This window comes from Actinoplanes sp. NPDC048988 (assembly GCF_043197815.1).
Lineage (GTDB): Bacteria > Actinomycetota > Actinomycetes > Mycobacteriales > Micromonosporaceae > Actinoplanes.
This window is the reverse complement of sequence record NZ_JBICTW010000008.1, coordinates 89,576-113,724: the sequence shown is the minus strand read 5'-3', so window position 1 is coordinate 113,724 and position 24,149 is coordinate 89,576. Positions and strand designations below refer to the sequence as shown.

Below are 24,149 nucleotides of genomic sequence, written 5' to 3'. Positions count from 1 at the left end.
CCGGGCCGGGATCCGTCAGTCGGCCAGTCGCCGGGCCGGGATCCCCGCCAGGCGGGGCGTCCGTCCGTCAGGCGCGTTCGCCGATGCGGCGGAGCAGGCCCTCCTGGACGGCGCTGGCGATGTGGCGGCCGTCGCGGGTGAACATGCGGCCGCTGGCCAGGCCCCGGCTGCCGCTCGCGGAAGGGCTCGTGCAGTCGTACAGGAACCATTCGTCGGCGCGGAACGGGCGGTGGAACCAGAGCGCGTGGTCGAGGCTGGCCCCGATGACGCCGCCGGGTCCCCACACCTCGCCGTGCACGGACAGCACCGAGTCGAGCAGTGACATGTCCGAGGCGTAGGTCAGCGCGCACGCGTGGATCAGCGGGTCGTCCGGCAGTTTGCCGTCGATGCGCATCCAGACGCGCTGCTGTTCGGTGGCCACCCGGTCGCCCGGCGGCACCCAGCCGGGGGTGTTGACGTAGCGCACGTCGACCGATTGCGGCGCCGCCGCGAACGCGCCCCGGCGCGACGGGTACTTGCGGACCCAGTCGGCCATCGTCTGTACGTCGTCGGGGCCGGGCACGCCGTCCGGCGGCGGCGTGTGGTGGTCGAGCCCTTCCTCACGGACCTGGAAGGAGGCCGACATGAAGAAGATGGTCTTGCCGTGCTGCTGGGCCGTGGACCGGCGTACCGAGAAGGACCGGCCGTCCCGGATGGTCTCCACCGTGAACCGGATCGGCTCGGTCGGGTCGCCCGGCCGCACGAAATAGCCGTGCAGGGAATGGACCGTGCGCGACGGATCGACGGTCCGCCCGGCGGCGACCAGGGCCTGGCCCGCGACCTGCCCGCCGAAGACCCGCTGGGCGCCGGTCTGCGGGCTGGAGCCCTGGAAGGTCGCGTCGTCCAGCTGCTCGAGGTCGAGGATCTCGAGCAGCTGGTCGACGGCGGCCTGGCCGGAAAGTGTCACAGCGAAGCGGGGTCGACCAGGTCGCCCAGCCGGTGCACGCGCAGCGTGTTGGTGGAGCCGGGCGCGTTCGGCGGGGAGCCGGCCACGACGACCACGTAGTCGCCGGGCTTGGCCAGGCCGAGGCCGAGCATCTTGGCGTCGACCTGACGGAACATGTCGTCGGTGTGCTGGACGAAGTCGGTCAGGAACGTCTCGACGCCCCAGGCCACGGCGAGCTGGTTGCGCACCTCGGGGACCGGGGTGAAGGCGTACAGCGGAAGCTCGCAGTGCAGACGCGAGAGGCGCCGCACGGTGTCGCCGGTCTGGGAGAACGCGACCAGGGCCTTGGCGCCGATGTTGCGGGCGATCTGGGAGGCGGCCACGGTCAGCGCGCCGCCGTGGGTGCGCGGGTCGTGCTGCAGGCGCGGCACGGGGATGGAGCCGCCCTCGGTCGTGCTAACGATCTTGGCCATGGTGCTGACGGTGAGGACCGGGTACTTGCCGACCGAGGTCTCGCCGGAGAGCATGACCGCGTCGGTGCCGTCGAGCACGGCGTTGGCGACGTCGGAGGCCTCGGCGCGGGTCGGGCGCGAGTTCTCGATCATCGAGTCGAGCATCTGGGTGGCCACGATGACCGGCTTCGCGTTCTCCCGGCAGAGCTGCACGGCGCGTTTCTGCACCAGCGGCACCTGGTCGAGCGGGAGCTCGACGCCGAGGTCGCCGCGGGCGACCATGACGCCGTCGAAGGCGAGCACGATGGCCTCGAGGTGCTCGACGGCCTCCGGCTTCTCGACCTTGGCGATGACCGGGACGATCCGGCCCTCCTCGGCCATGATCTCGTGGACGAGCTTGATGTCGTCGGGCGAGCGCACGAACGACAGCGCGACCAGGTCGACGCCGAGCCCGAGGGCGAAGCGCAGGTCCTCGGCGTCCTTGTCGCTGAGCGCGGGCACGCTGACGGCGACGTTGGGCAGCGACACGCCCTTGTTGTTGCTGACCGGGCCGCCCTCGACGACCAGGCAGCGGATGTCGTTGCCCTCGACGGCGGTGACCTGGACGGCGACCTTGCCGTCGTCGATCAGCAGACGGTCGCCGCTCTTCACCTCCTGCGGGAGCTTCTTGTAGGTGCAGGAGACGCGCTCGGCCGTGCCGAGGATGTCGTCGCTGGTGATGGTGACCAGGTCACCGGTGTTCCAGACGTGCGGGCCGTCGGCGAACTTGCCGAGCCGGATCTTCGGGCCCTGCAGGTCGGCCAGGACCGCCACGGCGCGGCCGGTTTGCTCGGCGGTGGCGCGCACGAGGTCGTACACCTTCTGGTGGTCCTCGTGGCTGCCATGGCTGAAGTTCATGCGGGCCACGTCCATACCGGCTTCGACGAGGCCGAGCATGCGCTCGGGGGAAGCGGTCGCGGGCCCCATGGTGCAGACGATTTTTACGCGGCGTGTCACGGCCATCAGGCTAGTCTCTCTTCCTCATCGGCCTGGCGGCCGACCCCCGTCGCCGGGATGAACTACGTATGTCGGGCGGCGAGGGTCCCCGGGGGTCTCCCGGGCGCGCTGCGCCGTCACCTGCGGGCTTCGACGACCGCGGTTTCAGCTTATCGGCCCGGCCGAAGCGCTCTCACGTGTACGCCATAGCCCGTTCGGCCATCGTCCTCCAGCGATGCGAGCACTACAGTCCGTATTGCCGTGTTCCTACCCGAAGGGAGCCATGTGGGCGACTGGGGCCCGCTGGGCGAGGTGCTGGAGACGAGGGCGTCGGATCGCGACCGGGCCAACGTCAAGAATTTGGTGTCGTACGGCCATGAGCTGCTTAAGCTCGTCCGCGACACGTTCCCCCGCTACACGTTGCACGACGAGCGGCACGCCGGGAACGTGATCCGCCTGATGGGCCGGCTGGCCGCACCTCGCCTCGACCGGATGACCGGTCTGGAGGCGGCGCTGCTGATCCTGGCCGCCTACTTCCACGACGCAGGCATGGCCTACAGCAAGGCGGAGATCGCCGCGATCCCGGACGAGGACGACTTCCGGACGTTCCTCGACGCTCATGACGAGGCGTACGTGGCGACCCAGCGCAACGGAGGCCGGCCGACCGATGCCGTGATCGAGCAGTACTGCCGCTCGCGGCACGCCGACCGGGTCCGGGTCCACCTCGGCCGTTGCGACCGCGGACTGCTCCAGTGGGACGGCCGGCCGATCATCGACCAGCTGGAGCTGGTGTGCCGCAGCCACAACGAGCCCGCAGCCGTCCTGCACGAGCCGCGCTTCCGCACGGACTTCCTCTACCAGGCCGACCTGCGCTTCTGTGCGATCATGCTGCGCCTGGCCGACATCCTCGACCTCGACGACACGCGGGCGCCGCAGGTCATCTACCACTATCTGGACTTGGCCGCGCACACGTCGCCGGAAGCCACCACCAGCGACCGCGAGTGGCACAAGCACCTGGCAGCCCGGGGCTTCGACTTCCCGCCGTCGCCGAGGCCGAACTACACGCTGCAGTTCAGCGCGGAGTCGCGGGATCCGGGCGACGAGCACCACCTGCGGGCCTTCCTGAAGGTCATCGAGGATGAGCTGCTGCAGTGCCGCACCGTCGTCGACGTCTGCGACGAACGCTGGCGCGGCCTTCCCCTTCCCGCGGAGATCGACACGTCGGGCATCAGCAGCGTCGACTACAAGTACGGCGAGTTCCGCTTCGAACTCGACCGAACGGCGGTCCTGGAGCTCTTCACCGGAGAGCAGCTCTACGACGACCGTTACGCGTTCGTTCGGGAGCTGCTTCAGAATGCTCTCGACGCGATCCGGGCCCGCGAGCATTTGTACGGTCACCAGTCGGCCGGGGTACAGGTGTGGTGCTGGGAGGACGACGGCGGATATCTGTGGATCCGCGTCGAGGACGACGGCCTCGGCATGGATGAGGTCACGCTGCGCAAATACTTCCTGGGCGTGGGCCGGTCGTTCTACCGGTCCACCGAGTTCGAGGCGGCGCGCGTGCGCAGCGAACGAGCGAACCGCCCGTTCGGGGTGATCGGCCGGTTCGGTGTCGGGGTGCTGGCGTGCTTCATGGCGGGCGACCAGGTCGAGCTCTCCACCCGGCCCGCGAATGGCGGCAAGGCGGTCCGTCTGTCGATCAACCGGCGCGACGACTACTTCGTCCTGCAGGAACAGGATCGCCTCGGCCGCCCCATGCCCACCCCCGGCGGCCCCGCACCGGCGTTTCTCCCGAAGCCCGGCACGCATATCGCCGTCCGGATCGACCCGAACCGCGCCGAGATCGACCTCGACGGCCTGCGGTCGAAGGTGCCTGAATATCTCTTCGCGCCACCTGTTCCGGTCGCTGTCGACGGCCGGCCGCTCAATGACCGACTGGAACGTTTGATCAACCAATCCATGCTCGACCGGCCACGGATCGTCGACATCGACGCCAACGACCTCCACATCGCGGACGGCCCGCACAAGGAGGTCATCTCGGGACGACTTCGACTGGCCGCTGTCCCCCTGAACATCACTCGCGACGGCGGGTGCCCCGAGGTGAGCGGGCAAATGCTCGTCTACCGGGTCGTGGCGGCCGACCTCACCTCCAGCCGTGGCGAGGCATTAACAGAATTGATCTTGCTCAGACAGGGCAAATTTTCGATAAGCGGTCGGGTCGACCTGCCGGAATCACTACTCGAAGGCGAGTCAGAGCGTCCATCGCTGGTGCTCTCCCGAAGCACAAAAGGGGTCAACACAGCCAACCGCTACTTAGTCCCGCTATGCGCTCTGCCTGGCGGTGCGGTCGCGGCCGATGCCGAACGGCTGCGCACATGGTGGGGGTACAACGGTATTGCCCTCCCCGATTCGGCCGCGTTGTTGCCGCCGCTGGATTCCCTGGATCAGTTGACTGTCGTTGTCGGTCAAATCAGTCTTTCGGGTGGGCTGAGGCCAGACCTGCCTGTCTCACGGTCGACAGTCAGCGCCGCGCCGTTCTCCATTCACTCTGCCATCCAACTTGCGACGCGCCGCGCGCTGCGGGCGGCGACAGTCGGCGACGCCGAGTGGTGCACCGCATTATCCGGTAGTAGTAACCTCGAGATTTCACTCTCGATTCCTGGGGAATCGCCGACGGTAGCCGCCCTCGAACTGGACGGCCTGCTGCGGCAAGGCGCCTGGAACTCGGAGAAACTTCGGCTACTGGACGACCGCAGCGTAGAAGACCTTCACGTAGCGGCCCGGACTGCAAAGGAGCCTTTCGTCGCATTCATTCCACCCCAACCCGCGGGAACGTCCGCCGACTTCCCCTTCTCCACCACGTTCTCCTTCGAAGTCGTTATCACGGCCGCCGTTCTTCATTTCTTCGTGGATACAGAATGGATCCCGGGGATGACGACGGAGAACCGCGCGGTGCTGAGCGTCCGATCCGACTCGGCCCCTGGGCGCCAGGAAGGCGCGGATGAGTTCGGGCCGATGTTCGCAGTACCTTTCCGCGGCAAGCCCAACCTGGCCCGCGCTGCTCGGATGATGAACGCCCACCATCCCCTGACCCAATGGCTGCTCACGAATGCGCGCGACTTGAAGGAGCACTTCCCCGTTCTTTTTCGGCACGTATTCCGCAACGCGACTCATCTCGATGACGTCGAGAAGATGAACACCGCGTTGGCGCGGGTGGCTCGCACTGGCCATGTTCCGCCGCCCCCGAAAGCCGCATTTCTTCGGGACGAAGACGGATGGTGGTGGTCGCGGTGACGCAACCGTCGGAGATCGATCAGGCGCAGGCGTTCGAGGTCGAACGCTACAAATACATTCTTCAGCAGTTGCACACGGTCAACGAGAACGTGTATCGGTTTCTGGCCATCTATCAGACGCTGGCGACGCTTCTAGTCGGGGCGGCTCTCACTCTTTTCGTGCGGTATGACGACTGGAAGATCGAGCCGGCGGTCGCGCGGATCGGGATCGTGGCGATTCTGCTTCTGGTGACGGTCATCGCGGCCTTCACGATTCTGCTCATCGTGGTGGGGGTGCTGACCTGGCTCGATTACCGGCGGGAGGAGTGTGAGCTGACCGAGGAGGCCGTGCGGCCCGGGTATCGCAAGCCCCCTGATCCGAAGAACTTCTGGCGCTGGTACGAGACGTACATCGTGTTGTTTATCCTGGGGTCCGTGGGTTTCATGTGGTTGGGCGCCGCCCTCTTTCTGTTGCCGGCGATGACATGAGGCCGGGACACGATTTCATCGGGGTCGGCGTCGGCGCGATGGTCTTCGACGAGCAGGGGCGGGTGTTTCTGGCCCGGCGCGGGCCGAAGGCTCGTAACGAGGCCGGGCTGTGGGAGTTTCCCGGCGGCATGGTCGATTTCGGGGAGCGGCTGGCCGACGCCGTCGTGCGGGAGTTCGACGAGGAGTACGGGATGGCCGTCGAGGTCGTCGGGCTGCTCGGGGTGTCCGATCATCTGCTGCCCGCCGAGGGGCAGCACTGGGTGTCGCCGAGCTTCGTGGCGCTGCACCGGGGCGGTGTTCCCCGGATCCGGGAGCCGGAGAAGTGCACCGAGATCGGCTGGTTCCGGCTGGCCACGCTGCCGGACGGGCTCACCAAGGCGAGTCTCGACACCCTCGCCGCGTACAAAGCGAATCGGCCCGCCTGACGAGCAGGCGGGCCGATCCGAGAAACGGCTCAGACGCTGAGCGGCTGGGCGTCGGCGCGGACCGGAGCGGGAAGCTCGCCCGCCGCGCCCAGGTAGCGGTGGATCGCGGCCGCGGCCGAGCGGCCCTCGGCGATCGCCCACACGATCAGGGACGCGCCGCGGTGCATGTCGCCCGCGACGAAGACGCCGGGGGCGTCCGTCTGCCACTCGGTGTCGGCGTCCAGCACGCCCCGGCGGTTGCGGGTGATGCCGAACTGGGAGAGCAGCGGCTGGTCCTCCGTGCCCTCGAAGCCGATGGCCAGCAGCACCAGGTCGGCCTTCAGGTCGCGCTCCGAGCCGGGGGTCACGGTGACCGTGCGGACCCCGTTGACGCGCTCGACGGCCACCTCGGCGATGCGGACCGCGGTCAGGTTGCCCTCGTCGTCGCCGACGAACTCCTGGACCGCGACGCCGAAGACGCGCTCGCCGCCCTCCTCGTGGGCCGGGTAGTTGCGCAGGATGACCGGCCACGTCGGCCACGGGTGCAGCTCGCCGGCGCGGATCTCGGGCGGCAGCGGGTACTGGTCGAGCTGGATCACGTTGGCCGCGCCCTGCCGGTGGGCCACGCCCAGGCAGTCGGCGCCGGTGTCGCCGCCGCCGATGATGACCACGTGCTTGCCCTTGGCGTCGATCGGCGTGGTGTCCTGCAGGCCCGCCACGACCCGGTTGGCCGGGACGAGGTGCTCCATGGCCAGGTGGACGCCGTTGAGCGAGCGGCCCGGGGTGTCGCCGGCGTCGCGGCCGGACAGGGCGCCCGCCGCCAGCAGCACCGCGTCGAAGCGTTCGCGCAGGTCGTCGGCGGTGATGTCGACGCCCACCTCGACGCCGGTCTCGAAGACGACGCCCTCGGCCTCCATCTGGGCGAGCCGGGCGTCCACGACGTCCTTCTCGATCTTGAAGTCGGGGATGCCGTAGCGGAGCAGGCCGCCGATCTTGTCGTCGCGCTCGTAGACCGTCACCGCGTGGCCGGCGCGGGCCAGCTGCTGGGCCGCGGCCAGGCCGGCCGGGCCCGAGCCGACGATCGCGACCCGCTTGCCGGACGACTGAGGTGCCGGCTGCGGGCGTACGTAACCCAGATCGAAGGCGTGGTTGGCGATCTCCACCTCGACCTGCTTGATGGTGACCGGGTCGTCGGCGATGCCGAGGACACAGGCCGCCTCGCAGGGCGCGGGACAGAGCCGCCCGGTGAACTCCGGGAAGTTGTTCGTGGCGTGCAGGGCCTCCGCCGCCGCCTCCCACGCCCCCGTGCGGACCAGGTCGTTCCAGTCCGGGATGCGGTTGCCCAGCGGGCAGCCGTCGTGGCAGAACGGGATGCCGCAGTCCATGCAGCGGGTGGCCTGGTCGCGGATGAGCTCCTCGCCGGCCGGCGGGTAGACCTCACGCCAGTCCTGGATGCGGACCGGCACCGGGCGGCGCTTGGGCAGCTGCCGCTCGTAGCGCAGGAAACCGTTCGGATCAGGCACTCTTGACCCCCATGACCGCCTCGTCGACGTTACGACCGGCGGCTTCGGCGGTCCTGATCAGTTCCATCACGCGCTTGTAGTCGCGCGGCACCACAGCGGTGAAGCGGGCCACCGCGGTACCCCAGTCGGCCAGCAGCCGCTCGGCCACCGCCGAGCCGGTCTCGGCCCGGTGCTTCTCGACGAGGCCGCGCAGGGTCTGCTCCTCGTCGGCGGTCAGCGGGGCCAGGTCGACCAGCTCCGGGTTCACCCGGGCCGGGGCCAGGTCGAGCACGAACGCCTTGCCGCCGCTCATGCCGGCCGCGAAGTTGCGCCCGGTCGGGCCGAGCACCACCACGGTGCCGCCGGTCATGTACTCGCAGCCGTGGTCGCCGACGCCCTCGACGACCGCCTGGCCGCCCGAGTTGCGCACGGCGAACCGCTCGCCGGCCCGGCCGCGCAGGAAGACCTCGCCCGCCGTCGCCCCGTACAGGATCGTGTTGCCGGCGATGATGTGCTCCTCGGCCACGAACGGCGCGTCCTCGGCCGGCCGCACGATCACCCGGCCGCCGGACAGGCCCTTGGCCACGTAGTCGTTGGTGTCGCCGATCAGCCGCAGCGTGACGCCGCGCGGCAGGAACGCGCCGAACGACTGCCCGCCGGTGCCGCGCAGGGTGAACTCGATGGTGTTCTCGGGCAGGCCGGTGCCGCCGTAGCGGCGGGTCACCTCGCCGCCGAGCATCGCGCCGACGCTGCGGTGGTCGTTGCGGACGCCGAGCTCGGCCCGCACCTCGTGGCCGTCGATCAGGGCCGGCTGGGCCAGCTCGATCAGCTTGTTGTCCAGCGCCTTGTCCAGGCCGTGGTCCTGCGCGACGATGCCGCGGCGGGACGCGCCCTCGGGCAGCTCGGGCACGAACAGGACCGGCGACAGGTCGAGGCCCTTGGCCTTCCAGTGGTCGACCGCCGGGCGTACGTCGAGAACCTCGGCGTGGCCGATGGCCTCGTCGATGCTGCGGAAGCCGAGCTCGGCCAGGTAGCCGCGAACCTCCTCGGCCAGGAACAGGAAGAAGTTCTCGACGAACTCGGGCCGGCCGGTGTAGCGCTCGCGCAGCACCGGGTTCTGGGTGGCGATGCCGACCGGGCACGTGTCGAGGTGGCAGACGCGCATCATGATGCAGCCGCTGACGATCAGCGGGGCGGTGGCGAAGCCGAACTCCTCGGCGCCCAGCAGCGCCGCGACCACCACGTCGCGGCCGGTCTTGAGCTGGCCGTCGACCTGCACGGTGACCCGGTCGCGAAGCTTGTTGAGCAGCAGGGTCTGCTGCGCCTCGGCCAGGCCCAGCTCCCACGGGGAGCCGGCGTGCTTGAGCGAGTTGAGCGGGGACGCGCCCGTACCGCCGTCGTGCCCGGAGATCAGGATGACGTCGGCCTTGAGCTTGGCCACGCCGGCCGCGACCGTGCCCACGCCGATCTCGCTGACCAGCTTCACGTGGACCCGGCTGCGCGGGTTCACGTTCTTCAGGTCGTGGACGAGCTGGGCCAGGTCCTCGATCGAGTAGATGTCGTGGTGCGGCGGCGGGGAGATCAGGCCGACGCCCGGGGTGGCGTGCCGGGTCTTGGCGACCCACGGCCACACCTTGTTGCCGGGCAGCTGGCCACCCTCGCCGGGCTTCGCGCCCTGCGCCATCTTGATCTGCAGGTCGTCCGCGTTGACCAGGTATTCGCTGGTCACGCCGAAGCGGCCGGAGGCGATCTGCTTGACCGCGGAGCGGCGGGCCGGGTCGTAGAGGCGCTCGACGTCCTCGCCGCCCTCGCCGGTGTTCGACTTGCCGCCGAGCCGGTTCATGGCGATGGCGAGGGTTTCGTGCGACTCAGCCGAAATGGAGCCGTAGGACATGGCTCCGGTGGCGAACCGCTTCACGATCTCCGAGGCCGGCTCGACCTCTTCCAGCGGCACCGGGGTGCGGTCCTTGAACGTGAACAGGCCGCGCAGCGACCCGGCCTCGGCGGCCAGACCGTCGACCTTTTCGGTGTACTTCTTGAAGACGTCGTACTGCTTCGAGCGCGTGGCGTGCTGCAGCAGGAAGACCGTCTCGGGGTTGAACAGGTGGATCTCGCCCTCGCGGCGCCACTGGTACTCGCCGCCGACCTCGAGGCGGCGGTGGGTGCGCTCGGCCGGGTTCGACGGGTACGCCTTCTCGTGCCGCGCCTTCACCTCGGCGTGGATGTCGGCCAGGGTGGCGCCGCCGATCCGCCCGTTGGTGCCGACGAAGTACCGCTGGAGCAGCTTGTTGTCCAGGCCGACGGCCTCGAACACCTGGGCCCCGCAGTACGAGGACACCGTCGAGATGCCCATCTTCGACATGATCTTCAGGACGCCCTTGCCGAGCGCCTTGACGTAGTTGCGGATCGCCAGCTTCGGGTCCAGGCCGGCCAGCGGGCCGGTCGCGATCAGGTCGTCGACCGACTCGAAGGCCAGGTACGGGTTGACCGCGGCCGCGCCGTAGCCGATCAGTACCGCCGCGTGGTGCACCTCGCGGCAGTCACCGGACTCGACGACCAGGGCGACCTGGGTACGGGTCTGCTCGCGGACCAGGTGCTGGTGGACGGCCGCCGTCAGCAGCAGCGACGGGATCGGGGCCAGGTCCGCGTTCGAGTCGCGGTCCGACAGGACCAGGATCCGTACGCCGTCCTCGATCGCCTCCGAGACGTGCCGGCAGATCTGGGTGAGCCGGGCCTTGATGCCGGCCCCGCCGTCCCGCAGCGGGTAGAGGCCGGAGACCCGGACCGCCTTGAAGCCGGGCAGGTCGCCGTCCTCGTCGATCGACAGCAGCTTGGCCAGCTCGTCGTTGTCGATGATCGGGTGAGGCAGCACGATCTGCCGGCAGGACGCCGGGCCGGGGTCGAGCAGGTTGGCCTCGGGCCCGATCGTGGTGGCCAGGCTGGTCACCAGCTCCTCGCGGATGGCGTCCAGCGGCGGGTTGGTGACCTGGGCGAACAGCTGGTGGAAGTAGTCGAACAGCAGCCGGGGCCGGTTCGACAGCGGCGAGATGGGGGTGTCGGTGCCCATCGAGCCCAGCGGCTCGGCGCCGGTGCGGGCCATCGGCCCGATGAGGATCTTCAGCTCCTCCTCGGAGTAGCCGAACACCTGCTGGCGGCGGGTCACCGAGTCGTGGGTGTAGACGATGTGCTCGCGCGGCGGCAGGTCGTCGAGCTGGATGAGGCCGGCGTGCAGCCAGTCCTCGTACGGCTCGGCCGCGGCCAGCTCGGCCTTGATCTCGTCGTCGTGCACGATGCGGCCGGCCTCGGTGTCGACCAGGAACATCTTGCCCGGCTGGAGGCGGCCCTTGGCCACCACCGTGGCCGGGTCGAGGTCGAGCACACCGGCCTCGGAGCCGAGCACGACCAGGCCGTCGGAGGTGTGCCACCAGCGGCCGGGGCGCAGGCCGTTGCGGTCGAGCACGGCGCCGATGATCGTGCCGTCGGTGAAGGCGACGCTGGCCGGGCCGTCCCACGGCTCCATGAGGCTCGCGTGGAAGCGGTAGAACGCGCGCCGCTTCGGCTCCATCCCCGGGTCGTTCTCCCACGCCTCGGGGATCATCATCAGCATCGCGTGCGGCAGGCTGCGGCCGGACAGGTGCAGCAGCTCCAGCACCTCGTCGAAGCTGGCCGAGTCGGACGCCTCCGGCGTGTTGATCGGGAAGAGCCGCTTGATGTTGCCGGGCAGGGTCTTCGACTGCAGCAGCGCCTCGCGGGCGGCCATCCAGTTCTTGTTGCCGCGGATCGTGTTGATCTCGCCGTTGTGGGCGATGAACCGGTACGGGTGGGCCAGCGGCCACGCCGGGAACGTGTTCGTCGCGAACCGCGAGTGCACGAGCGCGATGGCGCTGGACACGCGCTCGTCGACCAGGTCGGGGAAGAAGTCCGGCAGCTGGTCGGGGGTGAGCATGCCCTTGTAGGTGATGGTCCGCGAGGACAGCGACGGGAAGTACGCGCCGACGCCGCGCTGCGAGGTCTCCCGCTCGGCCTGCTTGCGGATGGTGAACGCGACCCGGTCGAGCTCGATGCCGCTGAGCTGGGTGCCGGCGTCCGGGCCGGAGAGCCGGTGCGCGGCCAGGAAGACCTGCCGGATCGCCGGGCGGGCGTCCTCGGCGGTCTGGCCGAGCCCGTCCGGGCGCACCGGGACGTCGCGCCAGCCGAGGATCTCGCCGCCCTCGACCAGGGCGTACTTCTCGACGATCTTGATCGCGCGGGCGCGCGCGGCGGCGTCGTTGGGCAGGAAGACCAGGCCGGTCACGTACGCGCCGGCGGGCGGCAGCTCGAAGCCGGCGACCGCGCGGTAGAACTCGTCCGGAACCTGGATCATGATGCCGGCGCCGTCGCCGGTGTTGTACTCGGCGCCTCGCGCCCCCCGGTGGTCGAGGCGGATCAGCGCGGAAAGGCCCTTGGCCACCACGTCGTGGGAGCGGCGGCCGTGAAGATCGGCAACGAAGGCCACACCGCACGCGTCGCGTTCGGTGGAGGGGTCATACAGCCCCTGGGGGTGCGGAAATGCCACCGGGCCTCCTGTCGTCACTGGTGTTACACATCAAGGTCGGGACGACGTCGGCCCTGCAAAGTCTCTAGAGTCTACGTTAAGGGTGGCCGATCTCCGCCAGTTCAGATGGATCACACTTCCCAGAGGGCGAATCCACCATCGCGGCACAATCGGGTAGCCGAACCTCTATGCACATTGGGTAGTCTCGCGCGGTGGCGCAACAGGATACCGACGTCTTCGTCAGGCTCGAGCGGTTTTACGACGCCCTTCCCCGACCCTACGCACGTGCCGAGGATTTCGGCGGACTTGTGCTGTTCGTCCGCGAGGGCGAGGGTTGGCCCTACTATGCCCGACCCATCATCGGGGCGGACACCCCTTCCGCCGCTGATATTACTGCCGTCCGGCAGAGGCAACGTGATCTGGGGCTGCCCGAGGCCTTCGAGTGGGTCCACGAGACCACACCTGACCTGCTCGCCGTGGCCCGCTCGGCCGGCCTGGGCGTGCTGCTCGCGCCGCTGCTGGTGCTCGAGGCGGCCGCGCTCGTCCCCGACCTGCCGGTGGCCGGCGGCGCCATCCACTTCCTCGACCCGTCCTCGGACCGGTTCGACGCCGAGGTGTTCGCCGCCCGGGCGGTCGCGCGGCACGCGTTCGCCGGCGCCCCCGGCGGCGGCGTGAGCCAGGCCCAGATCGACCTCGACCGGCAGCAGATCACCTCCGGCGACTACGCCATCGCCGTCGTCGAGTCCCCGAACGAGGGAATCCTCGCCACCGGCACCCTCATGCGTTCCGGTGATGTGGCCGAGATCGCCGGCGTGGCCACCCTGCCCTCGGCCCGCGGGCGCGGCTACGCGTCGCAGCTCACCGCCTCCCTGGCCCGCCACGCGCTGACCGCCGGAGTCGACCTGGTATTCCTTTCCGCGGGCGACGACGACGTGGCGCGCCTCTATACGAAGGTGGGGTTCCGCCGCCTGGGCACCGCCTGCGTCGCCGAACCCACGGCCGCGCCGCTGTAAGGAAGGGAACGATCATGGACCTCGGAATCGCCGGCCGCACCGCGCTGATCGTCGGCGGCAGCGGCCTGCTGGGCCGCGCCGTCGCCGCCGCCCTGCTGGCCGAGGACGTCCGCGTCGTGCTGGCCGCCCGCGACGAGACCCGGCTGGCCGACGCCGCGCACAGCCTCGACGACGAGGTCGCCTGCCTCACCCTGGACACGGCCGACCCGGCGTCGGCCCGGGCCGCCGTGGACCGCCTCGGCACCGTGGACATCCTGGTCAACGCCGCCGCCCCGCCCGCACACACCATGGATCAGTCCCGCGACCGCGAGCCGTCGCAGATCCTGTCCGCCCTCGACGCCAAGGCCGGCGGCTACCTGCGCGTCATGGACGCCGTCCTGCCCGGCATGCGCGAGTCCGGTTTCGGCCGCGTCGTCAACATCAGCGGCCAGAACGCCCACCTGACCCGATCGGTCACCGGCGCCGTCCGCAACCAGGCGGTCATCACGGCGTCCAAGGCCCTGGCCGACGCCTACGCCGGCACGGGAGTGACGATCAACGTCGTCAACCCCGGCGTCGTCACCGCCGACCCCTCACCCACCACGGCCCCGGCCGCCGGCGGCGAGTCCACCCCCGAGCAGGTAGCCGCCCTGGTCGCCTTCCTCTGCTCCACGCAGGCCGCCACCATCTCGGGCGAGTCCATCGCGGTCGGCCACCGGGTGTTCGGCGTTCAATAGCTTCAGAGGTACGGAATCGGCGAAAGGCAGCCGCCGCAGGGACCAGCAACTGCCGTCCCGGCCTCCCGTCGCCACTTCCGGGCTGTCCGGCAACACCGGCGGGCCGGGCCGCTGCCTACTCCCGCGCACTGCCGCCGCTCGCGGCCGTGCCGATGGGAGTCACGTTTCGACCCTGCCGGCGGTCGGAGCCGTCGACATCAGCGACAGCAGGCGGAGGTTGTCGGCCGACGGGGAGCCGGGGTCGGTGGTGTAGAGGAACAGGGTCTGGTCGGGGTCGCCGGGCAGGGACAGGGCCTCATAGCGCAGGGTGATCGGGCCGACGGCCGGGTGGGTCATGTGTTTGGTGCCGTGGGTTCGCTCGTGGACCTGGTGCGCGTTCCACCACGTACGGAAATCGGCGCTTTTGATCGTCAGCTCCCCCACCAGCTCGGCCAGGCGGGGGTCGTCGGGGTGGCGGCCCGCGTAGAAGCGCAGGGTGCCCACCACGTCGGCGGCGACGGCCGGCCAGTCCAGGAAGACCTCGCGGGCCGCCGGGTCGAGGAAGACCCAGCGGGTGTAGTTGCGCTCCCGCGGCGGCAGCCGGTCCCAGTCGGTGAGCAGGGCCCGGGCCAGGGCGTTCGAGGCCAGCACGTCGGTGCGGCGGCCCACGATGAACGCGGGATGGTCGGTCATCGAGGCGATCAACTGCCACATCGCCGGGCGCACCCGCTGGGGCGGCAGCGGGTCGGCGTGGGGCCGGGGCGGGCGGGCCAGGTCGGCAAGGTGGGCCCGGGCGGCCGGGTCGAGCTGGAAGACCCGGCTCAGGGCGTCGAGCACCGAATCCGACGGGCTGGTGTGCCGGCCCTGCTCGAGGCGCGTGTAGTAGTCGACGCTGACGCCGGCGAGCTGGGCCACCTCCTCGCGGCGCAGGCCCCGGACCCGGCGGCCGGACGGGGGCTCGGTGATGCCCACGACGGCGGGGCTCATGCTGGTACGGCACTTCCGGAGGAAATCGCCCAGGGCTGCCATGCCCTCCATGATCCCGGCTCGGCGCGGCGGATGACAGGGCCTGGGTGGGCATGGCGTTCCCCGGTACGGCGGGGCCGGTTCCGGCCTGTCCGCCGGTGGCCGCCGCGGCCAGGCTGGATCACATGACAACCACCTGGTTCATCACCGGCACCTCCCGCGGACTCGGCCTCGAGCTGGTCCGGCAGCTCCTGGAGCGCGGCGACACGGTCACCGCGACCACCCGCTCCCCCGAACGGCTGCTGACCGGCCTCGGCGACACGGACACGAGCCGGCTGCAGGCCCTGGCGGTCGACCTCGCGGACGAGGGGCAGGTCAAGCGGGCCGTCGAAGCGGCCGGCGACCTCGACGTGGTGGTCAACAACGCCGGCTACGGGTTCCTGGCCGCCGTCGAGGAGGTCAGCGACGCCGAGGCCCGGCAGATGTTCGACGTGCAGGTCTTCGGCGTGTGGAACGTGCTGCGGGCCGCCCTGCCGTCGTTCCGCGCGCGCCGGACCGGCCACATCGTCCACGTCTCGTCCATCCTCGGCCTGACCGCCTTCCCGGGCTGGGGCCTCTACTGCGCCGGCAAGTACGCCCTGGAGGGGCTCACCGAGTCGCTGGCGGCCGAGGTCGCCGACTTCGGCATCCGGGTCACACTCGTCGAGCCGGGCTACATGAGGACCGATTTCCTGCGTACGCAGTCGCTGGGCCTGCCCGGGAGCACGGTGGACGCCTACCCGGCGGTCCGGGACATGACCGCCGCCCACCTGGCGATGCCCGGCACCCAGCTCGGCGACCCGGCCAAGGCGGCGGCCGCGATCATCACGGTGACCGACGGCGGGAAGGCGCCGCTGCACCAGTTGCTCGGCTCCGACTCGTACGGCCTGGCCCAGGCCCGGATCGCCGCCCTCACCGACGACGTCGAGGCGGGCCGCGCGCTAGCCGTCACCACCGACGTCGGCTGAGCGGCGGCGTTCCAGGCCCTCCAGCAGCAGGTCGAGGGCGAAGGCGAACTCGAACTCGTCGTCGCAGCCGCTGAGCGGGCCGTCGTGAGTGGTGGCGGCGGCGGCCAGTTCGGCCACGTGGGGCAGGGTCTCGGCCCAGGCCGCCGGGGGCGGCGGCGCGGACGGGTCCGGGGTGTCGTCGAACAGGTCCTGACTGAAGCCGAGCAGGCGGCTGCCGAACAGGTGGATGGCGTGGTGGGCCAGGTCGAGCGAGCAGCCCCCGGCCCGCATGATCCCCAGGACACGATCGATGTGCCGGAGCACGGCCGGGGTGGGCTCACCGCGGCCCTCGAGGACGCGCACCGCCCACGGGTGCCGCAGCATCGTGCCCCGCGCCCGCATGATCAGCGCGCGGAGCCGCTCGGTCCACGGGCCCTCGGTCTCCTCGACGGCGATCTCCCGGACCACCGCGTCGGCCATGGCGGCGAGCAGGGCGTCCTTGTCCCGCAGGTGGTAATAGATCGACATCGCGTCGACACCGAGATGCTGGGCGAGCCGCCGCATGCTCAGCCCGTCGAGCCCGTCCCGGTCGGCCAGCTCGACCGCGGCGGCGACGATCCCCTCCTCGGACAGGCGGGCGGTGGACCGGGTCGAGGCTCCTGCACGTCGTGGCACGAACTGAATCGTACTTGTCGCCCTACGCCGTAAGGTTTAACCTACGGCGTAGACCTACACCGTAGAAAACGAGGTTCGACGATGATCCCTCCGAGATGGTTCGTCCGCGGCGCCTGGGTGACCCACAAAGCCCTGCTGCGGGTCACCGCCGACCGCGTCGGCATGTCCACCCCCACCCCGGGCGGCAAGTTCGGCATCCTGCGGCTGCACACGGTCGGGCGCCGCTCCGGCCGGCCCCGCGCCGTCCTGCTCGGCTACATCGAGGACGGCGACCGCCTGATCACCCTGGCCATGAACGGCTGGGACCCGGCCGACCCGGCCTGGTGGCACAACCTGAAGGCCCATCCTGAGGCCACAGTCGACCTGGTCGGCGGCTCCCGCGAGGTCATCGCCCACGAAGCGGCCGGCCCCGAACGGGAGCGCCTGTGGGCGGCCTTGCACGACTACAGCGGCTACGGCGACCTGGACGCTTTCGCCGCCCGCCGCGGCCACGAGACCGCCGTCGTCGTGCTGAGCCCCGCCATCCCAAGCCGCCCCTAGAAGCGCCCAGCGGCGCGGACCGCTGAGCCCGGGCCCCGAACCCCGCACCGCCCCACCCGGCACCGCCCCACCTGGCACCGCCCGACCCCGGGATCGCCCCACCTGGCACCGCCCACCCGGGATCGCCCGCCCGGGACCGCCCGCCCGGGACCGCCCGCCCGGGACCGCCCGCCCGGGACCGCTCAACCCGAGATCGCCCCACCCAGGCCCCGCCCGACCCAGGAACGCCCGACCAGGAACGCGCAACCTAGGACCGCTCAACTCAAGCCAGGATTGCGCGCAACTTCAGAACGCCCAACCAGGGCTGCGCCCAACCTGGGAACACTCAGTTCGGGGGCGCTCAGTTCAGGGGCCAGCCAGCTCAGCGGTCAGCTCGGGCGGCGGCCAGCCAGCTCGGCTCCCAGCCAGCTCGGCGGTCAGCCAGCTCGGCTCCCAGCCAGCTCGGCGGTCAGCCAGCTCGGCTCCCCGCCAGCTCGGCGTTCAGCTCGGGCGGCGGCCAGCCAGCTCAGCGGTCAGCTCGGGCGGCGGCCAGCCAGCTCGGCCGCCAGCCAACTCGGCTCCCAGCCAGCTCGGCGGTCAGCTCGGGAGACGGCCAGCTCGGGAGACGGCCAACTCGGGAGACGGCCAGCTCGGGAGGCGGCCAGCTCGGGAGACGGCCAACTCGGGAGACGGCCAACTCGGGAGACGGCCAATTCGGGAGACGGCCAGCTCGGGAGGGGGTCAGTTCGGGGGTGACCAGTCCGGCGTGGGGGCCATCATTCGGGGGCGCATGTGGTTGAGGGCGGCGTCGCGGGCGCGCAAGGCCAGGCGGCCGCGGGCCTGGACGACGGCTGACATGCGGCGGGTCTGGCGGACCACGCTGGTGGTGCGGGGGCGGCGCAGGCGGCTGTACGTCTCCAGGGCCGCCACCAGGCCGGGGCCGGGTGGCGCGTCCGAGGTCAGGGCGGCCAGCGTGGCCGCGTCCTCGAAAGCCAGGCACGCCCCCTGGCCCAGGTGGTGGGGCATCGCGTGGGCCGCGTCGCCCAGCAGGACTACGCCGCCGGGGCCGGAGGGGAAGTCGAATGTGCGGGGCAGTGGGCGCAGCTCGCGCACCTCGTGCGGCACCAGGTCGGCCGGGGTGGTCGCGGCCAGCAGCTCGCCGACCGGGTCGGGCCAGCCGGCGAACCAGCGGCGCAGCAGGGTGAGCTGGGTGGCCGGGGACTCGGGGCGGGGCGCGCCGGCCGCGGTCGCCACCCAGTAGACGCCCCGGCCGGGGCCGAGCGGGATCGACACGAAGCGGTAGCCGGCCCCCAGGGTCTCGCCGCCTGTGGTGTGGCCGGACGACAACCGGTGGGCGGGGACTACCGCCTGCCAGTCGGCGAAGCCGGAACTCACCGCGGCCGATTCGGGGGCCAGCTGCCGCCGGACGTGGCTGTCGATGCCGTCGGCCGCCACGACCAGGTCGGCTTCGATCATCGTGTGGCCGTCACCCACCTCGGGGCGCCGGTCCGGGCCGGTGCGGATCGTGGTCACCGCGAAGCCGGTCCGCATCTGCACGTTGTCGCCGAGGCCGGCGATCAGCACGTCGTACAGGTCCTCCAGGCGTGCCGCGGCCGGGGCCGGGCCCGAGCCGGTACGCCCGCGCGGGGTCACCAGCCATTGGCCGTCGGGGCGGCGGACGCCGCCGTCGGGCAGCGGGGACGCGATCGACGACCAGCCGCCGGCCGGGTCGAGGGCTTCCAGGGCGCGGCGGCCGTTCGGCCACAGCACCAGGGCGGTCGGCGGGGCGGCGACCCGCTCGGCCCGTTCCAGCAGCGTCACCCGCCAGCCGGAGCGGGACAGAGCGCCGGCCGTGGCCAGCCCGGCCATCCCGGCTCCGACCACGACCGCCCGTCCGACCACCCCGCCGCCGGCCTTGATCAGCGTTCGTCGTTTTTGCGCGGCGTCTCGACGTCCACGTCGCCGCCGGAGGCACCGTCGGGGCCGGCGCCGGCCGCGGCCCCGGTGGCCAGGACGGCCTCGCCGACGCCGGCCGGGCCGGCGGGGTCGGCCGGCTCGAGCGGGTGGCCGCCGGCCGCGATCTCCTCGGCCATGTCCTGCGGGGTCTCCGGAGGCAGGATGCCGGTCCGGCGGTACTCCTCGAAGCGATGGTGGCTGACCACCTGGTAGCCCTTGGGGGCGCGGGCCGGCTGGGCCTCGCCGGTGACGTCGACCTGGCTGACGTCGCTCTCGGCGGCCGGCTCGGGCTGCGTCTCGGGGGCGTCGTCGGGCACCACGTACGCCCGGGGGCCGCGGACCACCAGGAAGTAGATCAGCGCGAGCAGGAAGAAGACGATCGCGGTGAACACGTTGAGCCGGATGCCGAAGAAGTGGTTGGCCTCGTCGACCCGCAGCATCTCGATCCAGGCCCGCCCGGCCGTGTACGCCATCACGTACAGCGCGAAGGCGCGGCCCCGGCCGAACTTGAACTTGCGGTCGGCCAGCCACACCAGCAGCGCGACGCCCAGGTCCCAGACCAGCTCGTACAGGAACGTCGGATGGTAGAGGTCGGGCAGTGTCACGGGTTGCCCGTCGATCACCGTGGCGTGGCCCGGGTTCGAGCGGTCCATGTCGTGGACCTCGAGACCCCACGGCAGCGTGGTGACCTTGCCGTACAGCTCGTTGTTGAACCAGTTGCCGAGCCGGCCGACGCCCTGGGCCACCGGCAGGCCGACCGCGAGCGAGTCGGCGACCAGCGCGAACGGCAGGCCGAGCTGGCGGCAGCCGATGTACGCGCCGACCGCGCCGCCGATCACCGCGCCCCAGATGCCGAGGCCGCCCTCCCAGATGTAGAAGGCGCGGATCGGGTCACCGCCGGCGCCGAAGTAGTCCTGCGGCGAGGTGATCAGGTGATAGATCCGGGCGCCGACGATGCCGAACGGCACCGCCCACACCGCGATGTCGAGCGAGGCCCAGCGGGCCACGCCGCGGCTGCGCATCCGGTATTCCAGGATGTAGAGGGCGGCGACGATGCCCAGCACGATGCAGAGCGCGTACGCCCGGACGGGCAGCCCGAGCACATGCCAGACGGACGTCGTCGGACTCGGGATCGCGGCGGTAATCACGGTTGCACACGCTACCGTCGAAGGCTGCGAGGCGGGTGATCAGGGCGGGTCTAGTTTCGCGGGTTGCGCACGCCCTCGGCCAGTTCGGCGCTGAGCGCGCGCAGCCGGGACAGCCCGGTGGCGCGATCGGGCGCCTCGAGCACGCTGCGGATCAGCGCGCTGCCCACGATCACGCCGTCGGCGAAACCGGCGACCTCGGCCGCCTGCGCCCCGTTGCCGACGCCCAACCCCACACCGACCGGCATCTGCGGGTCGGCGTGCCGCACCCGGTCGACCAGCTCGGGGGCCTGCGACGACACCGAGGTGCGGGCGCCGGTGACACCCATCAGCGCGGTGGCGTAGACGAAGCCGCGGCACTGGGCGACGGTCATCGCGATGCGCTCGTCGGTCGAGGACGGCGAGACCAGGAAGGTGCGGTCGATCCGGTACTCGTCGGAGGCCGCGATCCACTCGGCCGCCTCGTCCGGGATCAGGTCCGGCGTGATCATGCCGGTGGCGCCGGCCGAGGCCAGGTCCCGGGCGAAGGTGTTGACCCCGTACTTCTCGATGGGGTTCCAGTAGGTCATCAGGACGACCGGGGCTCCCGTACGGGACACGGCCTCAATGATCTTGAGGGTGTCCCGGGTACGGACGCCGGCCGCGAGCGCGATGTCGCTCGCCTTCTGGATGACCGGGCCGTCCATGACCGGGTCCGAGTACGGCAGCTCGACCTCGATGACGTCGCAGCCGGCCTCGTGCATCGCGATCATCGAGGCGATGCTGTCCTCGACGGTCGGGAAGCCGGCCGGCATGCAGCCGATGAGCACCGACCGGTTCTCGGCTTTCGCCTTGGCGAAGACGTCAGCGATCGTCATGTCTTACTCCTGCTCCCCGGGAACGATCGTCTCGACCGGGTCGAGAATGCCGAAGTACGCGCCCGCGGTGTGCACGTCCTTGTCGCCGCGGCCGGACAGGTTGACCACGATGGTCGGCGTACGGCCCAGCTCGGCCCGCAGCCGCGGGGCGATCCGGGCGGCGCCGGCCAGCGCGTGCGCGCTCTCGATGGCCGGGATGATGCCCTCGGTGCGGCAGAGCAGCTGGAACGCGGCCATCGCCTCGGCGTCGGTCACCGGCTCGTACGTGGCCCGGCCCGTGTCGTGCAGCCAGGCGTGCTCCGGGCCGACGCCCGGGTAGTCGAGGCCGGCCGAGATGGAGTGCGACTCGACCGTCTGGCCGTCGCCGTCCTGCAGCACGTACGTCCGGGCGCCGTGCAGCACGCCCGACGAGCCACCGGTGATCGACGCGGCGTGCCGGCCGGTCTCGACGCCGTCGCCACCCGCCTCGAAGCCGTACAGCTCGACCGACTCGTCGGGCACGAAGGCGTGGAAGATGCCGATCGCGTTCGAGCCGCCGCCCACGCAGGCCGCCACCGCGTCGGGCAGCCGGCCGATCAGCTCGAAGCACTGCGCCCGGGCCTCGACGCCGATGCCGCCCACGAAATCGCGGACGATCTCGGGGAACGGGTGCGGGCCGGCCGCCGTGCCGAGCAGGTAGTGCGTCGAGTCGACGCTGGCCACCCAGTCGCGCAGCGCCTCGTTGAGCGCGTCCTTGAGCGTGCGCGACCCGTTCGTCACCGGCACGACCGTGGCGCCGAGCATGCGCATGCGGGCCACGTTCAGCGCCTGCCGCTCGGTGTCGGTCTCGCCCATGTAGACCACGCACTCGAGGTCGAGCAGGGCGGCCGCGGTGGCCGAGGCCACGCCGTGCTGGCCGGCGCCGGTCTCGGCGATGACCCGTGGCTTGCCCATCCGCTTGGCCAGCAGCGCCTGGCCCAGCACGTTGCGCACCTTGTGGGCGCCGGTGTGGTTCAGGTCCTCGCGCTTGAGCAGGATCTCGGCGCCGACCGCGGCCGACAGGCGCTCCGCCCGGTAGAGCAGCGAGGGCACGCCGGCGTAGTTCACCAGCAGGTTCTCGAACTCGGCCTGGAACACCGGGTCGGTCTTGGCCGACCGGTACGCCGCGTCGAGCTCGTCGAGCGCCCGCACCAGCGCCTCGGGCACGAAGCGCCCGCCGTACCGGCCGAAGTGACCGGCCAGGTCCGGCAACGACGGCGCGCTCATCGAACGGGCCGCGGCGTCGCGGGGTGGTTGCCGGCGTTGACCAGCTCGGCCACGGCGTCACGCGGGCTCTTCTGGGTCACCAGGCCCTCGCCGACCAGCACGGCGTCGGCGCCGGCCGACGCGTACCGGATCAGGTCGTGCGGTCCCCGCACCCCCGACTCGGCGATCTTGACGACGTTGTTGGGCAGGCCCGGCGCGATGCGCTCGAAGACGGACCGGTCGACCTGAAGCGTGCGCAGGTCACGGGCGTTGACCCCGATGACCTTGGCGTTCGCCTCCAGAGCCCGGTCGGCCTCCTCCTCGTTGTGCACCTCGACGAGCGCGGTCATGCCCAGCGACTCGATGCGCTCGAGCAGGCCCATCAGCACGTTCTGCTCGAGGGCGGCCACGATGAGCAGCACCACGTCGGCGCCGTGGGCCCGCGCCTCGTGCACCTGATAGGAGGAGATCACGAAGTCCTTGCGGAGCACCGGGATCTGAACGGAGGCACGGACCGCCTTCAGATCGTCGAGCGAACCGCCGAACCACCGGCCCTCGGTGAGCACGCTGATGACGCGGGCGCCGCCCGCCGCGTACTCCCCCGCCAGCTCGGCCGGGTCGGGGATCTCGGCCAGCGCCCCCTTGGAGGGCGACGACCGCTTCACCTCGGCGATCACCGCCACGCCCGGCTTACGCAGCGCCGCGTAAGCGTCGATGGCCGGCGGCGCCGCCGCCGCCAGCTCGCGAACCTGCTCCAGCGGCACCTGCTTCTGCCGTGCCGCCACGTCCTCGCGCACTCCTGCGAGGATCTCCTCCAGCACGTTCTGCGGTCCGCCAGTGCCCGCTTCCGTCTGCTGATCGGATGTCACGTAATGACTCCCCTCTCCGGGTGTCCTCCGCCCGATGCTAGGAGGTCGCGGTCGCGCAAGGCCCCCCGGGGTATGGCACGCCTCACGAGATGGGCTCGGGCATAATGCGGCCTGATCAACGGCGGTGTGTCACTTCGGTCACATGGGTCACGCCCGCTCCGGCCCGCTGGGCTGCGGCACCTCATCTGATCGGTGGATCCCACGGCGCGTTGACGCGCACGTCACGCTCCGGAAATACGGTCCCGCCATGATGTGGGCGAGGCAAACTGGTTCGGGCGTCCCCGGACGTTTCCTCTTGTCGATGCCTACCAGCGATGTGGAGTAATGCCATGGCAGCCTCCCGGACCGATGCCGGCCTCGCCGACACCCCCCGCGCCCTGGTCTCCGCCGCCGCCGACCTCTTCGCCGGCCTCCAGCGGGTGGTGATCGGCCCCGACAGGGTGCGCACGGCCCGCGACAACGCCTGGGCCGCCACCCTGGAGGACCGCGCCCGCCACGAGGCCCGGGCCGAGCTCAGCCGCGAGGTGGCCGCCCTGGTCGCCCGCCGCTCGGTCCCGGTCGCGAAGCACCCGGTCGCGAAGCAAACGGTCGCGAAGCAAACGGCGGCGAAGCAGACGGCCCCGAAGCGCCCGGCCGCCGCCCGCTCGCTCGCCACGACCGCCTGACCCTTCCAAGATCACCCGTTGGGGTC

General features: G+C 71.2%; 19 protein-coding genes. 8 read left to right on the top strand and 11 right to left on the bottom strand.

Translation table 11 applies throughout. The features are described 5' to 3' along the window. Window positions 1–67: 67 nt before the first annotated feature. Window positions 68–946, bottom strand: a complete 879-nt coding sequence (locus ACGFJ7_RS25095; protein ID WP_360259293.1) for an acyl-CoA thioesterase II — start codon at window positions 944–946, stop codon at window positions 68–70. Next, on the bottom strand, window positions 943–2,379 hold the full coding sequence (pyk, locus tag ACGFJ7_RS25090; RefSeq protein WP_360259291.1) for a pyruvate kinase: 1,437 nt from the start codon (window positions 2,377–2,379) through the stop codon (window positions 943–945). Before pyk ends, ACGFJ7_RS25095 begins: the two co-directional genes overlap by 4 nt. A 258-nt stretch (window positions 2,380–2,637) precedes the next feature. On the opposite strand from pyk, the gene ACGFJ7_RS25085 reads away from it, so the two are divergent. Genes ACGFJ7_RS25085 through ACGFJ7_RS25075 form a run of 3 tightly spaced genes read left to right on the top strand, consistent with a single transcriptional unit; the run spans window position 2,638 to window position 6,538 of the window. Further along, entirely contained in the window at window positions 2,638–5,646 is a 3,009-nt protein-coding gene (locus ACGFJ7_RS25085) for an ATP-binding protein (RefSeq protein WP_392644094.1), read from the top strand. After that, window positions 5,628–6,113 (top strand): hypothetical protein, encoded by a 486-nt coding sequence (locus tag ACGFJ7_RS25080; protein WP_392644093.1) that lies wholly within the window; start codon window positions 5,628–5,630, stop codon window positions 6,111–6,113. The genes ACGFJ7_RS25085 and ACGFJ7_RS25080 overlap by 19 nt, the downstream gene beginning before the upstream one ends. After that, window positions 6,110–6,538, top strand: a complete 429-nt coding sequence (locus ACGFJ7_RS25075) for an NUDIX domain-containing protein (RefSeq protein ID WP_360259284.1) — start codon at window positions 6,110–6,112, stop codon at window positions 6,536–6,538. The genes ACGFJ7_RS25080 and ACGFJ7_RS25075 overlap by 4 nt, the downstream gene beginning before the upstream one ends. 29 nt (window positions 6,539–6,567) lie before the next feature. Here the strand turns inward: ACGFJ7_RS25075 and ACGFJ7_RS25070 are convergent, their stop codons facing one another. Both ACGFJ7_RS25070 and gltB read right to left on the bottom strand, forming a co-directional pair. Next, a complete protein-coding gene (locus ACGFJ7_RS25070; RefSeq protein WP_360259281.1) occupies window positions 6,568–8,040 on the bottom strand; it encodes a glutamate synthase subunit beta in 1,473 nt (490 codons plus the stop codon). Next, window positions 8,033–12,574 carry a glutamate synthase large subunit gene (gene gltB, locus ACGFJ7_RS25065; protein WP_392644092.1) on the bottom strand — a complete coding sequence of 1,514 codons (4,542 nt, stop codon included), beginning with the start codon at window positions 12,572–12,574 and terminating at the stop codon, window positions 8,033–8,035. The genes ACGFJ7_RS25070 and gltB overlap by 8 nt, the downstream gene beginning before the upstream one ends. 191 nt (window positions 12,575–12,765) lie before the next feature. Here gltB and ACGFJ7_RS25060 point away from each other — a divergent pair, with 191 nt between their 5' ends. Together ACGFJ7_RS25060 and ACGFJ7_RS25055 are read left to right on the top strand one after the other, a co-directional pair. Next, window positions 12,766–13,566, top strand: coding sequence for a GNAT family N-acetyltransferase (locus ACGFJ7_RS25060; protein ID WP_360259277.1), 801 nt, complete (start codon window positions 12,766–12,768; stop codon window positions 13,564–13,566). A 14-nt stretch (window positions 13,567–13,580) separates the two neighbouring features. Continuing rightward, window positions 13,581–14,282, top strand: a complete 702-nt coding sequence (locus ACGFJ7_RS25055) for an SDR family NAD(P)-dependent oxidoreductase (RefSeq protein ID WP_392644090.1) — start codon at window positions 13,581–13,583, stop codon at window positions 14,280–14,282. Between the two features lie 159 nt (window positions 14,283–14,441). Here the strand turns inward: ACGFJ7_RS25055 and ACGFJ7_RS25050 are convergent, their stop codons facing one another. Beyond that, complete coding sequence (locus ACGFJ7_RS25050; protein WP_392644089.1) at window positions 14,442–15,299, bottom strand: helix-turn-helix transcriptional regulator; 858 nt, start codon at window positions 15,297–15,299, stop codon at window positions 14,442–14,444. Window positions 15,300–15,412: 113 nt separating this feature from the next. Here ACGFJ7_RS25050 and ACGFJ7_RS25045 point away from each other — a divergent pair, with 113 nt between their 5' ends. Further along, window positions 15,413–16,234 carry an SDR family NAD(P)-dependent oxidoreductase gene (locus ACGFJ7_RS25045; protein WP_392644087.1) on the top strand — a complete coding sequence of 274 codons (822 nt, stop codon included), beginning with the start codon at window positions 15,413–15,415 and terminating at the stop codon, window positions 16,232–16,234. Here ACGFJ7_RS25045 and ACGFJ7_RS25040 read toward each other — a convergent pair. Continuing rightward, complete coding sequence (locus tag ACGFJ7_RS25040) at window positions 16,208–16,888, bottom strand: TetR/AcrR family transcriptional regulator (protein WP_392644086.1); 681 nt, start codon at window positions 16,886–16,888, stop codon at window positions 16,208–16,210. The two genes, ACGFJ7_RS25045 and ACGFJ7_RS25040, sit on opposite strands and share 27 nt — an antisense overlap. Window positions 16,889–16,969: 81 nt before the next feature. Between ACGFJ7_RS25040 and ACGFJ7_RS25035 the strand changes: the two genes are divergently transcribed. After that, window positions 16,970–17,428, top strand: a complete 459-nt coding sequence (locus tag ACGFJ7_RS25035; protein WP_360259263.1) for a nitroreductase/quinone reductase family protein — start codon at window positions 16,970–16,972, stop codon at window positions 17,426–17,428. A 720-nt stretch (window positions 17,429–18,148) separates the two neighbouring features. Here ACGFJ7_RS25035 and ACGFJ7_RS25030 read toward each other — a convergent pair. The 5 genes from ACGFJ7_RS25030 to trpC are packed head-to-tail and all read right to left on the bottom strand — an operon-like array spanning window position 18,149 to window position 23,410. Further along, a complete protein-coding gene (locus ACGFJ7_RS25030) occupies window positions 18,149–19,276 on the bottom strand; it encodes an FAD-dependent oxidoreductase (RefSeq protein WP_392644085.1) in 1,128 nt (375 codons plus the stop codon). 50 nt (window positions 19,277–19,326) lie between these two features. Continuing rightward, window positions 19,327–20,511, bottom strand: a complete 1,185-nt coding sequence (gene lgt, locus ACGFJ7_RS25025) for a prolipoprotein diacylglyceryl transferase (RefSeq protein WP_360253119.1) — start codon at window positions 20,509–20,511, stop codon at window positions 19,327–19,329. Window positions 20,512–20,561: 50 nt separating this feature from the next. Further along, window positions 20,562–21,365, bottom strand: coding sequence for a tryptophan synthase subunit alpha (gene trpA, locus ACGFJ7_RS25020; RefSeq protein WP_360253117.1), 804 nt, complete (start codon window positions 21,363–21,365; stop codon window positions 20,562–20,564). Between the two features lie 3 nt (window positions 21,366–21,368). Continuing rightward, on the bottom strand, window positions 21,369–22,610 hold the full coding sequence (gene trpB / locus ACGFJ7_RS25015; RefSeq protein ID WP_392644083.1) for a tryptophan synthase subunit beta: 1,242 nt from the start codon (window positions 22,608–22,610) through the stop codon (window positions 21,369–21,371). Further along, the gene (gene trpC / locus ACGFJ7_RS25010; RefSeq protein ID WP_360253184.1) at window positions 22,607–23,410 is read right to left on the bottom strand and encodes an indole-3-glycerol phosphate synthase TrpC; all 804 of its coding nucleotides are present in this window, start codon (window positions 23,408–23,410) and stop codon (window positions 22,607–22,609) included. Before trpC ends, trpB begins: the two co-directional genes overlap by 4 nt. 377 nt (window positions 23,411–23,787) lie before the next feature. Here trpC and ACGFJ7_RS25005 point away from each other — a divergent pair, with 377 nt between their 5' ends. Then, window positions 23,788–24,123 (top strand): hypothetical protein, encoded by a 336-nt coding sequence (locus ACGFJ7_RS25005; RefSeq protein ID WP_392644082.1) that lies wholly within the window; start codon window positions 23,788–23,790, stop codon window positions 24,121–24,123. Window positions 24,124–24,149 lie beyond the last annotated feature (26 nt).

Excerpts from the sequence above, each read along its gene's own strand:
- pyk (WP_360259291.1), bottom strand. The coding sequence starts at position 2,379 with ATGGCCGTGACACGCCGCGTAAAAATCGTCTGCACCATGGGGCCCGCG.
- ACGFJ7_RS25080 (WP_392644093.1), top strand. The coding sequence starts at position 5,628 with ATGGTGGTGGTCGCGGTGACGCAACCGTCGGAGATCGATCAGGCGCAG.
- ACGFJ7_RS25075 (WP_360259284.1), top strand. The coding sequence starts at position 6,110 with ATGAGGCCGGGACACGATTTCATCGGGGTCGGCGTCGGCGCGATGGTC.
- ACGFJ7_RS25055 (WP_392644090.1), top strand. The coding sequence starts at position 13,581 with ATGGACCTCGGAATCGCCGGCCGCACCGCGCTGATCGTCGGCGGCAGC.
- ACGFJ7_RS25050 (WP_392644089.1), bottom strand. The coding sequence starts at position 15,299 with ATGGAGGGCATGGCAGCCCTGGGCGATTTCCTCCGGAAGTGCCGTACC.
- ACGFJ7_RS25045 (WP_392644087.1), top strand. The coding sequence starts at position 15,413 with ATGACAACCACCTGGTTCATCACCGGCACCTCCCGCGGACTCGGCCTC.
- ACGFJ7_RS25035 (WP_360259263.1), top strand. The coding sequence starts at position 16,970 with ATGATCCCTCCGAGATGGTTCGTCCGCGGCGCCTGGGTGACCCACAAA.
- ACGFJ7_RS25030 (WP_392644085.1), bottom strand. The coding sequence starts at position 19,276 with ATGGCCGGGCTGGCCACGGCCGGCGCTCTGTCCCGCTCCGGCTGGCGG.
- trpA (WP_360253117.1), bottom strand. The coding sequence starts at position 21,365 with ATGACGATCGCTGACGTCTTCGCCAAGGCGAAAGCCGAGAACCGGTCG.
- trpB (WP_392644083.1), bottom strand. The coding sequence starts at position 22,610 with ATGAGCGCGCCGTCGTTGCCGGACCTGGCCGGTCACTTCGGCCGGTAC.
- ACGFJ7_RS25005 (WP_392644082.1), top strand. The coding sequence starts at position 23,788 with ATGGCAGCCTCCCGGACCGATGCCGGCCTCGCCGACACCCCCCGCGCC.